The organism is Sulfidibacter corallicola (assembly GCF_017498545.1).
Lineage (GTDB): Bacteria > Acidobacteriota > Holophagae > Acanthopleuribacterales > Acanthopleuribacteraceae > Sulfidibacter > Sulfidibacter corallicola.
In genome coordinates, this window is the sequence record NZ_CP071793.1 from 9,794,141 (window position 1) to 9,807,877 (window position 13,737).

The 13,737-nt window shown below is 61.0% G+C and carries 8 protein-coding genes; 5 read left to right on the forward strand and 3 right to left on the reverse strand.

Annotation, left to right across the window (positions count from 1 at the left end):
* The first annotated feature begins 10 nt into the window (after positions 1-10).
* From J3U87_RS29695 to J3U87_RS29710, 4 genes are read left to right on the forward strand one after another with little or no spacing between them, the layout of a single operon-like run.
* Complete coding sequence (locus J3U87_RS29695) at positions 11-1,513, forward strand: ABC transporter permease (RefSeq protein WP_237379420.1); 1,503 nt, start codon at positions 11-13, stop codon at positions 1,511-1,513.
* The gene (locus J3U87_RS29700; protein WP_237379421.1) at positions 1,507-2,976 is read left to right on the forward strand and encodes a DUF3526 domain-containing protein; all 1,470 of its coding nucleotides are present in this window, start codon (positions 1,507-1,509) and stop codon (positions 2,974-2,976) included. Before J3U87_RS29695 ends, J3U87_RS29700 begins: the two co-directional genes overlap by 7 nt.
* Before the next feature lies 1 nt (position 2,977).
* Positions 2,978-4,141, forward strand: coding sequence for a 6-bladed beta-propeller (locus tag J3U87_RS29705; RefSeq protein ID WP_237379422.1), 1,164 nt, complete (start codon positions 2,978-2,980; stop codon positions 4,139-4,141).
* 26 nt (positions 4,142-4,167) lie between these two features.
* On the forward strand, positions 4,168-5,106 hold the full coding sequence (locus J3U87_RS29710) for a Crp/Fnr family transcriptional regulator (protein WP_237379423.1): 939 nt from the start codon (positions 4,168-4,170) through the stop codon (positions 5,104-5,106).
* An 815-nt stretch (positions 5,107-5,921) separates the two neighbouring features.
* On the opposite strand, the gene J3U87_RS29715 is transcribed toward J3U87_RS29710, so the two are convergent.
* The 3 genes from J3U87_RS29715 to J3U87_RS29725 all read right to left on the reverse strand — a co-directional run bounded on the left by J3U87_RS29715 (position 5,922) and on the right by J3U87_RS29725 (position 10,473).
* Positions 5,922-7,169: a sialidase family protein gene (locus tag J3U87_RS29715; protein ID WP_237379424.1), complete on the reverse strand. Its 1,248-nt coding sequence runs from the start codon at positions 7,167-7,169 to the stop codon at positions 5,922-5,924.
* 5 nt (positions 7,170-7,174) lie between these two features.
* The gene (locus J3U87_RS29720) at positions 7,175-9,580 is read right to left on the reverse strand and encodes a TonB-dependent receptor (RefSeq protein ID WP_237379425.1); all 2,406 of its coding nucleotides are present in this window, start codon (positions 9,578-9,580) and stop codon (positions 7,175-7,177) included.
* A 437-nt stretch (positions 9,581-10,017) separates the two neighbouring features.
* Entirely contained in the window at positions 10,018-10,473 is a 456-nt protein-coding gene (locus tag J3U87_RS29725) for a hypothetical protein (RefSeq protein WP_237379426.1), read from the reverse strand.
* Positions 10,474-11,250: 777 nt separating this feature from the next.
* Here J3U87_RS29725 and J3U87_RS29730 point away from each other — a divergent pair.
* The gene (locus J3U87_RS29730) at positions 11,251-13,290 is read left to right on the forward strand and encodes a TonB-dependent receptor plug domain-containing protein (protein ID WP_237379427.1); all 2,040 of its coding nucleotides are present in this window, start codon (positions 11,251-11,253) and stop codon (positions 13,288-13,290) included.
* Positions 13,291-13,737: the final 447 nt, after the last annotated feature.

Here is a 13,737-nt window from a genome sequence, read left to right on the forward strand (position 1 = left end):
GGAGGCAGCGGTGAACACCATCACGACCATCGTGAAACGCGAATACCGCGAGTTCTGGCGGCGAGGCCTGCTGCGCTGGCTCCTGCTTCCGGTCTTGGCCCTGTTGGTCATGGCGACGTTGGTGGGTTTCCAACGCCACCATCGCTACCAGGCCGAAATGGCGGCGGGTACCGAGCTCTCCCGCCAGCATTGGGAAAACCAGGGGGAAAAGAACCCCCACAGTGCGGCGCACTACGGCATCTATCTGTTCAAGCCGCTCAACGCCCTGTCGTTTTTCGACTTTGGCGTCAACCCCTACACCGGTTCGGTCTTTTTCCTCGAAGCCCACTACCGCAGCAACGCGGCGTTCGCGGCCATCAACGACCGTTCCACCCTCGGCCGCTTCGGCATTTTCAGCCCCGCCTTCCTGTTGGCCTTCATCGCCCCGTTGTTGATCATTTTTTTCGGTCACGCCTCGGTCAGCGGCGAACGCCGACGCGGCACGCTGGATTTGGTAGCCGCGACCGGATCATCGCCCCGACATTGGCTTTTGGGCAAGTGGTTGGCCACGATGTCCCTGATTCCGCCGCTGGTGTTGACGGTCTTGGCCACCGCGGTCATCGCCGCGGCGATCCACGGCCCCATCCCCAGCGAAAGTTGGTGGCGGCTGGCGGGACTGGCACTGTTGTATGCGGTGTACCTGGGTGTCTTCGCCAACCTGAGCCTGATCGCCTCGGCACTCACCAAGCATTCGGGCGCCTCGCTGATGCTGCTGGTGGCGTTTTGGATCGGGTCGGGGCTGGCCCTCCCGCGTCTGGCGGCGAGCACTTCCGAACAACTTCACCCAACGCCCAATCAGGTCCAGTTCGAAAAGCTGATGAGCGAAGAGAAGAAAGCCGGCCTGCCCGGCGACGGCGACAAACAAGCACGCACGGAAAAATTGAAAGAGGAAACCCTGGCTTCCTACGGCGTCGACAAGCTGGAGGACCTCCCCATCAACTTCAATGCCCTGGCCATGCAAGCGGATGAAGAATATTCGGATCGCGTTTTCGACAAACACTATCGCGAGCTGTTCACGATTCATGCGAACCAGGACCGGATCCATCGGCTCTTTTCGCTCTTGTCGCCGACCCTTGCCGTGCGGCTGTCCTCGATGGCTCTGGCCGGCACCAGTCCCGAGGATCACCGCCATTTCAGCGGGCAGGCCGAGATCTATCGACGCGAATTCGTGGCCCTGCTCAACCACAACATGATGGTGCACTCGAAAACCGGAGATTGGGGCTACAAGGCCGATGGGGAATTGTGGCACGCCATGCCGACCTTCAAGTCTCAGCCCATGGACCCGCGCTTTCAAGCCGCTCGGTTCGGTAACCACGGCGCCATCCTGGCCTTTTGGTTCCTGATCAGCACGGCCCTGCTGCTGGGCTGGTTGCCGCGACGCGTCTTCCGTAGATCGACCGGATCGGGCCCGATTCGCGAACCACATGCCACGGATCCCAAACCCGCGCACGGAGAGGTCACCACCCCATGTTGAGATTGTTCATCCGCTTCGAGCTGCGAAGCCAATTGCGCGACATACGCTTCTACCTGGCGGCCCTGGCGTTTTTCGGCCTGTTTCTCGCCGCGGCCATCCACCAGCAAAAAACCCTCGACGCGACGCGTGCGCAGATCGCCACATCCCAAGCCGAGCGACGGGAAACCTTCGAAAAGAACCACGAGGCACTGCTCGCGGTGGAACGCGGTGAGGAATCCTACGACAGTTTGTGGGACGACCCGCGCGGGTACTACCTCTGGCACAAGACCGCCGCCGACTATCCGCTGCCGCCCCAGGCCTTCCTGTCCATCGGTCAGCGGGACCTCTTCGCACCGACCAACGGCATCGGCATTTACAGCGATGCCCAGGCGGGCGGCAACCCCATCGCCAACCCCGTGCCCCTATCCTTCGGCGGCTTCGACCCGGCTTTCGTATTCGTGTTCCTGTTGCCGCTGTTGATCTTGGCCGGCAACTACCACACGATCTCGCGAGATCGAGAGAGCGGGGTCGCCGCGCTGCTGTACAGCCAGCCGATCGACCCGTTGCGCGGCTATGCCCTGCGTGCCCTAACCCGCTTCGCGCTCTACCTCGTCGTGGTCGGCGCGACCTTGCTGGTGACCGCCGTCGCGACCGGCACGCTCGGCGCCTTCTCGCCAAAGCTCCTGTTGGGCCTGCTGTTCGGTGCGGGCCTGTACATGGGCTTCTGGTTTCTGCTGGCGTTTTGGGTCGATCTGCGCAGCGGTGATTCCCAACGCAACGCCCTGGTGCTCCTGACCGCGTATCTCCTGTTGGCCGTGCTGGTCCCGACGGGGGTGAGTTCGGCGGCCGAGTTCCTGTTCCCGACGCCCACCCGAATCACCCTGGTTTCCCAAGCGAGAACCGCGGCGGCCGAAGCCCAAAAGCGGGGCGACGAATTGCTGGCCGATTACCTCCGCGACCACCCACAGCTCACCCAGGATCCCAACGCATCGGCCGAATCGGCCCACGCTGGGTTCTTCACCTACTACCAGCGCATGTTCGCCGCCAACCGAGCCGTGGCACACGACATGGAACCGGCCCGCGCCCAATTCGACGAACGCCTGGCCCGCCAGCGCCGCATCGAGGCGATGCTATCGGTCCTGTCCCCGATCGTCGTGGCAAGGGCGAGCCTGGACGAAGTGGCCGGGGTCTCGGACAGCCACTTCCGATCCTATGCGCGGACGATCGCCCAATTCAGTCACGACTGGCGCGAATTCTTCGCCGCCAAGGCCTTCCGCCAAGAGTTGATCGGGTCGGCGGATCTGGCCACCCTGCCACAATTCCAGCTCCCCACCATGCGCGTGCTGCCGGCGAGCTGGATCGCCGTGGGTACCTTGCTCTGCGCCAATGTCCTGTTGCTCTTCGCCATCCTGTGGCGGGGACGACGCAAAGGCGCACAGGGTCCCGATGCCGGTTCCATCGTTCCCGAACCCAAGGAGGTTTGACATGATGCCGCGATTCTATAAAGGCCAGGTTGCCATGCTCCTGCTGTGCGCGATTCTCGCGGGTGTGATCGGCATGGGCCACGCCATGGCCGGCGGCCCGAAACTGATCCAGACCGGCAGTTTGGGCGGTGAGGACGACGATTGGTCGTTCACCGGAGGGACCCAAATGGCGGTGGACTCGGCCGGAGACCTGTACGTCTTGGATCCGGGCAATTACCGGGTCCTCCGGTTCGACAGCGATTGGCGCTTGAAGAAAGAGTTCGGTCGCCAGGGCAACGGGCCCGGCGAATTCGAGGAACCCAAATCGATCCAGATCACCCCAGAGGGACACATCGCGGTTTTCGATTCGACCCTGAAGCGCCTGACGCTGTTCGATGGCGAGGGCAAAGTATTGAAAACCAAGCGCTTGGAATCGAGCATCGTGGCGGTGTACCGCTCGGTCGTGCTGGACGGCGGCAAAGCGGCCTTCATCAGCGCCAAATCCAGCCAGGGCAAACCGATCTACGACCTCTCGATCTACGATGCCGACATGGCCGAGCAGATCTCGTTGGTGCGTTTGAAGGTGGATCCGCTCGATTGGTCGAAGGCCAACGAGACCGCGTTCTGGGTGGATTTCCTGCGCGAACGCATGGAGCTGTTCGCGGGCGGCATCCCGGTGTTGGGCAGCCTGAACGAGCGCGTGTTGGTGTACGGGCGCGCCAATCAATACCAATTGACCTTTGCCGACGGCGAGGGCAATTCGGTACGGCACATTTCGCGCGACCTGAAACCCAAACCCTTCACGGAGGAAATGAAGCGTGCGGCGTTCGAAGGGATCTGGGTGCAGCTCTGCGCGGATCCGTTCTTGGCGACGCGCCTGACCCAATCCGTATTCGAATCGGCCATTCGCAAGGCGGACATCCCGCCCGCGCTGCCCATGATCCACGCCATCGTCCGGCTCGAATCGGGCATCGGCGTGCTGGCCAATTACCACCCGGTCGACCACACCGGCGTCTTTGACCTGTTCGACGCCCAGGGTCGCCACCTCGCAAGTTGCGATTGGAAAGGTTCGGTACTCCAGATGATCGGTGCGGGGAGGCGCGTTTACACGGTGGGTTTCGATGCCGACGACAACATGGTGATCCGACGGTACCGTTTCGACGACGCCGGGTTCCCCACCCGTTGACCGCGCCTCGGAGGGAGATCGAATCGATGTTGGTCGGCTTCACGGTAGGAGATGCGTGTGGCGACGGCCGCGTCGTGTTTCGATTCAGCGGCTCGAGCCAGGCGTTGACCGCCATGCTGCAGGCCTTGAACGATGCGGGCCTGGCCTTTCAGGTCCACGCGGATCCCGATCCGGCGTGGCACCTGCTGCGGGTACTCGAGAAGAATGGACCGATTCCGACCCGCGAGAACTGGTCGGCCTGGAACCGCGACGGTCACACCGGAATGTACGCCAAGGCGCTGGCCTCCGGCGCCCGTTGGGTGTTCAGCGATCCCCTGGCCGTACCTGATCTGATCGACGCGTTGCAGGGGCTGGCCCCCGACGGCCCCATCCCGGAACGGGCCGATCCCCTGCGCGAAATTCGCCAGTACCACCGCGGCGAGCGCCTGTTCATCGAGCAGGAAAGCGTAGTGGAGATTTCGCGCGGCATCGTGCGCTGCACCACCCTGCATTCGGACGGGCACGAGGTGGTCACGGGTTTTTTCGGGCCGGGAGATTTCCTGTTCAGCCACCACGCGGCCCATTGCCATTCGGAAATGACGGCGCATACGCCGTTGGCGGTATCGCTATTGCCGTGGAAGACCGTGGTTTCGGTGCCGCATTTTCACGCCCGCCTGCGCGATCGGCTGTGTTTCATGGAGGCCTGGAGCGCCATGCAGGCGCGTCCGGCGATGCTCGACCGATTGCTGGGCATCCTGGAGGTATTGGCCAGCCGTTTTTCGGTGGTCCAACACGGCGAGCGGGTCTTTCGCATCAAGATCACCCACGAGCAGTTGGCCAGCGCGATCGGCGCGAATCGGACGACCGTCACGCGCCTGCTGGGCGACCTGCGCAAGTCAGGCAGGCTGGCGACGCGGAAAACGGCGGGCGGCGAGTTCTACGTCATGAAACAGCGCACGCCGGACGTGGATGCCGACGCCGGTTGAGCGGAGGAGGCTCGTGCTGCCCAGCATGGTTTTGGGGCGAGCGGTTTTTTTCACCACCGAGGTCGCGGAGGTCCCGGAGTAATCAGGGGTGGTAAGCCCGCTGGATTTTCTCGTCGAAGCGATCCATGTGAGGAGTTCCCGAATGTATTGAGGGTCGAAACCGCAGTAGGTTGGCCGGCCCGGCCGACTTTTCGAAGCAATTCATCCGCGCAGTTTCCGCATACCGAGAGCGCCGTTATGTATGGCCGGTAAGGCTGGCCCGGAAGGAAATCGATCATCGAGAGATCCATAGATTCGGCCTGTCAGCATCATTCGTTTACCGCTCGGTTTTGCGAAAAGCCCGGATCACTTCGGAAAGTCGGGCTGGCACCCCAAATGACCTCGACGACGCCTTTCTCGCGATGCAGCGACTATGAACTCAGCAACTTTGGTGGGTTGGGAGGAAACCTCCTTCGATCCTTGTTGCAATAGGCTGTAGTTACGTGAGTCGCCCCGAATTGCCAACCGGGCCGACCAAGTTACCGTGACGCCCGCAACACATTGCGAAGCTCCTGCTTCCATTGGCGTTTCGCTCTTTTAATTTTCGTATCCTGCAACCTTGATCGCTTCGGAATGTGCGACCAGCGGTCGCACCTACCTGGCACGACGCCTCCCTTACAAATGCGGGAACTCCAGGCAAAGGTCTCCGGGACCTCCGCGACCTCAGTGGTAGAAATTCCCAGTGGGAAGGCGCTCTCCAGCTAACCAGGACACCCCGGCTCCGAACCATTCGGAACCGGGGTTTGTGGAAATATCCGCGGCGGGACCACATCCCATCAATGCGCCGGAGCCGGCTCCTCCATCCCCAAGGGGATCAAGTCCAGCCCGGCCTCGGTCTGCCACAGCGAATAGACCTTCCCGTCGTGGGTGAGGAGCGCCGGTTGATCCACCAAACCCTTGGCGCGCCTCACCGTCGCAGCGGCCCGCCAGGTTCTGCCGCCGTCGTGGGAATCGCGGCGCAGGAGCGCCACTTCACCCGCATCGACCCGATCGTCGAGGTACACGAGCACCGTGGTGCCGCCCACCTCGGCCAGGTCCGGGTGGCGCGGCATGTGTCCCTCGATGACCAGGGGCCCATCGTGCAGCACCCCGTCGCGGTCGAAGACTCCCACCAATAGGCGTGGTTGCGCCTGTTGCATGGTGTACCACGCCGCGTGGGTTCGATGTCGCCGGCTCGCCAACAGCGCCGGTCCCTGGTGTGGGCAGCCCTGGATGCGCCAGCCGTCCTCGTGCGCGCGTCGCCACACCAACTCCTTGCCGTCCGCCACCAGGCGTCCGATGCCGTGATCGCGCACGTTGTCGCCGAAGATGTGGCGCCACATCAGGATCGGACGCTGGTCGGCGTCGAAGGCCATCGCCAACCGGCAACACTGGCAGGTGCCCTGAACCCATCGCCAGTTCGGGGCGAAATGGGCGCCGCCGTCTTTGGAGACCGTGCCGTAGATGCTGGAGGCCACCAGCTCGCGACCCTCCTTGCGGGCCTGTACCCGGTCGCGTCCATCCAGCCAGGCCAGGTAGAGGTGGCCCTGCTGGTTGAGCGCCATGACCGCGAACGCGTGGCCCGTGACATCCACGTCGTCGTTGAGGCGACGCGGTGCCTCGAAGCTCTGGCCACCGTCCAGAGAGCGGGAGAACATCAGGTTGCCCGACCAACGAGTCGGCAGTTTGCGGGTGTAGCACACGAAGACCCGACCCCGAGCGTCGACCGCGATCTTGGGACGGTTCTCCCCGCGCGCCGAAATGGGGCCGTCGTCGCGGTTCACCCTCACGGCGGGACCATAGCTCTTGCCCAGATCCGCGGACTGGGTCACGAAAACCCCACCGTCCTGCTCGAACACCACCCAGAGCCGACCCTTGGTGTCGAACGTCGCACTGGGCGTCTGCCCCACGTGGGGATTGGGCGTTTGGCCGTGAAGGGATGCGGCCGCACGGGGTTGGTCGACGGACGTTTCCATCGCGTGTTGGTGGCCGCCGAACGAGAGCGACCACACCAGGCAAAGAGCCCATGCCATCGGCGTACCCATGTGCATCACTCCCAAACGTAGCGCAGGCTGGCGGTGAAGCTCCGCGGTCGGCCCGGCGCGTATTCGGCGCCGCGGAACCGGTTGTAGGAGGCGCGCTCCGCGTAGCGCGCGTCGGCCACGTTGCGAACGGCGACGTTCAGGCGAAAGCCGTTCGAAAGCTGGTAGGCCCAACGCATATCGAGCAGATCGTGGCCGTCGTACTTGTGGCTGTTGGCGGGATCCATGAAATAGCTGCCCAGTTTGCGCCATTCGCCGCTGAACTGGTGGCCCGGCAGGACATCGGGTTTGAAGGTCATGACCAGATTCCCGATGAACCGCGGCGCGAATTCCATTTCGTTCCCGCTGTAGCCGGTGGTTTCGCTGAGATCCCAGGTATCGTATTCGTGTTTGGCATAGGATGCCGCGACGCCCAGCGAGATCTGACCCGTGATTTGGGCCTGGACATCCATTTCGACGCCTTGGTGCGAGGTGCGACCCGCGTTCACCGAGTTCCGAAAACCCGTTTCGGGATCCTCGTAGCGAAGAATGTCGTCCCGTTTGATAAGGCGATATCCCGCGAGCTGGAACGAGACCTTTTCGCCCCAGGCGCCGCGCAGGCCGAGGTCGCTGTTGGCGGCCTTGACCGGATCCAGTCCCAGTGTGTCGTGGGTCGAACCCTGGCGGAAAAGCTGGCCTTCGGATGGTGCGCGGAACGCGTGCCGGTGGGAGGCGAACAGGTTGAGGTTGGGACGCAACCGCCAGGTGACACCGAACTTGGGACTCAGGTGATCGAAATCGAGATCGGTGTTTTCGGGTCGGCGCCACCGGCCGCTCTGGGTGGGCGCCAGATCGGTCTCGTAGTCGTAGGCCATGTGGTCGTAGCGAAGACCGACCGAGAAGCCCAGGTTCTCCACGGGCGCGAATTCAGCCTGGACGTAGCTCGACATGCCGGTGAAAGTGACGTCGTAGTCGTAGAGCCGCTCCTCCACCGAGTAGTCGGTGAAGATGCGTCCTTCGCGAACCACGTCCAGGCGATGCTCGACCCGGTTACCGGGGCTGTTGTCGAAGTCCGCTCCGACGGAGATCTTGGTGTCCCAACGGCTCCAGGCGTAGGCGTACTTGACCAGGGCCCCGATGGAGTCGTTCTCGACCTCGTAGATGGTGGGATCGTAGGTGAGCGCCCAGTTGGGCAGCAGCTCCATGCTGTTGACCCGGGCGAAGGGAATCAGGCTCAGCACACCGCCGGCAACGAGGGTTTCCACGTTGACCGACAGGCGCAATGCTTCCACGTCCCGAAGCGAGATCGGGGTGTAGTTGATTTCCGGGCGATGGAGATAGTCTTCTTCGCTGATCGCCGAGGAGCCGGCCGTTGTTTGATCGATCTTGGAATAGGCGGCCAAGGCACGAACGGAGGTTCGGGCGAAGATACGCTCCCACTGAAGGGTGGCCGACTTGCGTTCGTAGTCGGTGTGATCGCGCCAACCATCGGATTCGGTGACGTTCACGTCGACCAGCAGACCGTTCCCCGCAATGCGATCCCCAATGGAAAACAGGCCGCGGCGCCAGGCGTTGTCTCCACCTTCGAGCGTGGCCTCGGCGCTGCGTTGCAACGGTGTGCGGCGGGTGTTCACCTGAACCACGCCACCGATAGCATCGCTGCCGTGAAGCGCGCTGCCCGGGCCTTTGATGACCTCGATGCTTTCGGCCATGGGTACGTTCACCTCGTAGAGCGCGTTGTGGTTGAAGAATCCGGTGGAGCGGGTGGGCACGCCGTTTTCCAGGTAGAGGTACACGGGGTTCGTGGTGAGTGGCTGGCGGATCGCGGTCATATGGCCTTCACCGCCGGTGATGTTGACCCAGGCACCGGAAATCCGGCCCAGCATTTCCGAGGGATGCAGCGGCTGGACCTCGGCGATCGCTTCCCGTTCGACGGCGTCGACCGCCAACGGGACTTGCCACCGCTCCCGCGCATCACGCGTGGCGGCGACCACCATTTGCTCGAGCACCGAGGGTTGCGTCTCGCTACCGGGGCCCACGGAGCCCAAGCTCAGAACCAGGGTCTCGCCGGCGGAAGGGGCGACGGAAAACGCCTGGCGATGACCCTCGTGGGCGACCTCCACCCTGCTGTCACCAGACAACTTGCCACTTAGGCGAAATCGGCCGTCTCGATCGGTATGGGTGGTTTGGAGCCGTTCGCCTCGCAACGTGACGCGAGCATGGGCGGCCGGGTGCCCGTCGGGACCCAACACGCGGCCCACGACCTGATCGGGAGCGGCTGAAGCGGCGGCTGGTTCGCCGGCCTGGATGAAGGATACCGGGATGAGGAAAGGGATCGATAAAAACAAGATCGAGCAAGCCAGAATGCGGCTGGCGCGCGACATGGCGCGAGTCGAAGCGCAGGCCTCCGCCAAATCGAAAACAAATGGGAACATGACATCACTCCTGTGTTCGGTTCACCAATGAGAAAATAAAAATTGAGATCCAAATCCAACGAGCGCGAACGGACGCAGGGCATCGCGCGCCCGTTGGGCACGAGGATTCCGGCCGGACGGGACCGGAATGGATGAAAAGCATGGTGATGGACCGCGGCGTGACGCTCGCGCTGCGATTCAAGTACCGGTTCCGTGGCGAATCGGTCGACGAAACGGGGGCCTGCAACCCGGTGTGGGGCGAAGGGAGATCGACAGCCCGGAAACGTCCATCCAAGAACGGATCGAGAACCATCGCTCCAGGGCTTCGCCTGGGCGCGTGGACGCAGGGACCTCCTCACGGTTCGAACGGATCGAGGTCGTCTCGCCTGAATCGGCGCTAAAACGATGCGGGCGTCAGAAACCGAAAATCCCGTCGAAACGAGCGTTCCTGGCCGCGGTCAGGCGTGATCGATGGGCACCTTGTCGGGTGGGTCGAGCGCCGGAGACGCCCAGCGATGGGCGGGGTGCCGCAGATAGTCGGGCCCACCGGCATTCTCTGGGCGAAGCCGGGGTTTGACGAGGTTGGGCACGGAGATATCGAACCCCACCAAAAGCGCCGTGCGTTCCTGGGGTCCGCGACACATGTCGCTCAAGGCCATATCGGGCGCACCTTCGGCGTCGTCCGAGGCGGGTTCCGACGCCTGGGGAAAGCAGCAACAATTGACCTTGCACTTGGCCTCGTCGCACCCACAATCGTGAGATTCACAAGCCCACCCCGAACTGGGCGGCTCGAGAACCTCGAACAGCAGGATCGGCGGGGTCGCGGAAAGGCATACAAGCAACAATCCCAGCAGCTTGGCAAGGAAAGCGAGATAAACCGGGCACTTCTTTTCGTTGCGTATTCCCGAGAGCATTTTCGACTCCACGCCAGCTTTATAGCACAATTGAGCGCGGAAGGAGGTCAGTACTTCATCCATGACGACCAGATGGGTGGCACCAGGGCATGGGACAAGGCTCAGTCCCTCTTCGGATGAGCTTGGGGGTGTTCAAACCGCCCCACGATGACGTCAAGTTTCCATTCTCACAATTCAACCTATTCTCTCATATGTTCATATTTTCAAGATTAAGAAAAAACATTGTTTTCACAACTTCACAATTTTCTCACCTCGCTCATCATGACCGGCACTATTTAAAATACACCCTCTTACCACTGGCACCATTTCCCCAACCCTGCACTCTTTCCTATCATATGAATTTAAAACATATTAGTTTTATTGCATTTATCACACTCACAAACATCTATTACTGAATATTGAAAAATTTTTAATGATTTTTATAAGCCTTCCCGATTAACCAAAAACATAGTCTCAAAATCAGTGCATTGTGTAAGTGGTGTGTGGTTTGGTACCAATCCGTTCAAAACCCAATACAGAGTTAGTTACCGGTAATTTAATGTTTTTGATTAAACTGCCTCTGTCTTTTTCAACCATACAACCATACTCGAATTTATCCAGATTCTCCCATTTCCTTGTACTGGAGCCGGAGATCCAGGATACCCGTTGCAAACAGGTGTGATGGGCAACCGAACCTTGGTTCGAAAATGACAAATTGATCCCCAAGAGTAGCTGCCATCGCCACGGTGAGATTCGGTAGTCGAAAAGGGGTGTGTGGGAACGCCCGGGAGGACGGCGATGAAGAGATTTTGGTTGATCCCCATGAGCATTTTGTTCGTTGCGAGTTTTGCAGAGGATGACCCGGACAACTTAATGCAAATGAGCTTGGAAGCTCTCCTGGATATGGAAATCACGACCGCCTCGAAAAAGGCCCAGAGCCTATCGGAGGCTCCAGCCGTCGTGAGCGTTTTCACCAAGGAACAATTGGCGCGCCTGGAGTTACGCAAACTTTCGGATTTCCTGGCATATGTGCCCGGCTTGGCCACGTTGGACACCTACTGGAAACCGGATATTGCGGTAGTGCGAGGGGTGCGCCCGACCGTCTACAACGACAAAGTCTTGATGTTGATCAACGGCGTGCCGGATTACGACGCCGCCAGCATGGAGTTCTTTTTGGACTCGATCCCGATCATCGCCGTGGAGCGAATCGAAGTAATTCGCGGTCCCGGCTCCACGCTCTACGGCACCAACGCCTTTGCCGGCGTGATCAACATCATCACCCGCCAAGACGACGAGAAGTCGTTTTACGCCACAGCCGGTTCCTTCAAGGCACAGGAAGTCGGGGGATACATTTCCGGCAAGGCCGGTGCGTTGAACGCGACACTGGCAGTGGAAATGCGCAACGACGAAGGGTATCGCAAATCTGACGTTATCGACGAATCGGGCGCGCTCGGCAGCATCACCTACGAACGCGACATCGAGAATGTGTTCCTGGACCTCGCCTATCGACAAACGAGAGTCTCCTTTGGCCATTCCTTCCAGCACTTCGGGAAATTCGGTCCCGCCCCCCGCCATGCCTGGGGTGAAAACGGCGACTCTGCCGGTGGGAAGGCCAGCCATCGGAAGTTCTTCGCCAACTTCCAATACGAGCACGCGATCGGCAAGCTTCAGTCCAAGTGGGTGCTGCACTACGACGATACGGACAAACAAACGGCGACCGGGGCCTTTGGCGCCGTCTATGTGGCCCTGGGCGCAATCGAGCCCGAGCAGGAACCGGAGACGGCCTATTACCGTTTCGGCGGCGAAACCCTCCAGGCGGAATGGCAGGGCCAATACACCTGGAAGTCTCTCAATTTCACGGGTGGTTTGGTTACCGAACGGCGCAAGGTGGTCAACTTGGGTGACATGGCCGATGGGTTGAACGGCAACCTCATCGCGCGAGGTTCCACCGAAGAGCTACCCTTTACGATTTCCGATTCGGGCGCTTATCTGCAGTTGGACGGAAAAACGGGAAAACTCGGCTATGTGGCCGGTGTTCGGGTGACGCGGCTGGGCATCGACGAGGAGACTTACTCGACCCCGCGCGGCGGTTTGGTCTACAACTTCGGATTCAACGCCGTCAAGCTTCTGTACGGCGAGGCGTTTCGTTCGCCAGGCCCCCACGAGCAGTATTATCGCGTCCCCGCTCTGATCTATGGTCCCGACCTTTTCGGCCGCTCTTTGAAACCCGAACGGATTCGCACCGCGGAACTCGCTTGGGATGCCAAGATCGGCGAGCGTCTCAAACTTCGCGTCAACGCCTTCGATACCGAAATTCTGGACCTCATCGGCCGGCGTGACTCCACCGCGGAAGAACGCGACATTCTGGGGAACAACGCCAAGGTATACGACAATTTAGGCACGCAGGAGACGCAGGGTCTCGAATTGGAGCTGCAAGGCTATCCCGCCGCGGCTGGTTTCGATTCGTACTTTGTCAACCTGTCCTACACCCAGGGCGAAGAGAACGACGGCAGCGATATCGCCTTCCTCGCCGACCTTTTGGCAAGTGCGGGTTTTCATTTTCGAACCTCATCGTTTTCCAAACTCTCTGTCTTTGGTCGCTATGTGGGCGAACGCGAGGGCCACATGACGGATGGTACCTTTGTCAGCGTCGACGACTACGCCTTGATGGACCTAACTTTCAGTTATTTTGTGGGCGACTCCATCACGCTGTCTCTCGGCGCCCACAATGTGTTCGACAAGATCTACACCTACCCCGAATTCGTGCGTCGGCGCATGGAAACCATACCCGGCGGGCCTGGCCGCACCATTCAGGTCACCGGTACCTATCGCTTCTGATCGCACTTTCGGCATATCGATCGTTCGTGCCCGGCCATCCAGGGAACGGCCGTCGTGGCCGGCTTCGTTGGGGTGGAGGACGCGCAACCGGCTCTCGAATCGATTCGGGGTGACGGTCAGCGCCTCCAAACCCAAGGGGCCCAGATCTTTCGCCAAAATACAAAACAAAAAAGCGTCAAATTTACGTTTTCCCTACAACAAAACGCGCGCAACTTCCGCCACTACTCATATGCGCGCCCTTTGGCTTCGCGCTTCGTCGTCACACCCCGAGACCCTTTTCACGTCACAGTGACCGCCCACCCGTCAGCCCCACTCGTGGGGAACGTGCGCACGGGGCGACACTGCGAGGTGGGCGACAACCGCGGCGGAGACCAGGGACAGGCCGGACCCGGTCGGTGAAGCATCCCTTCCCGATCGCGGTGCTCGGTCCCAACCATGAATCGTATC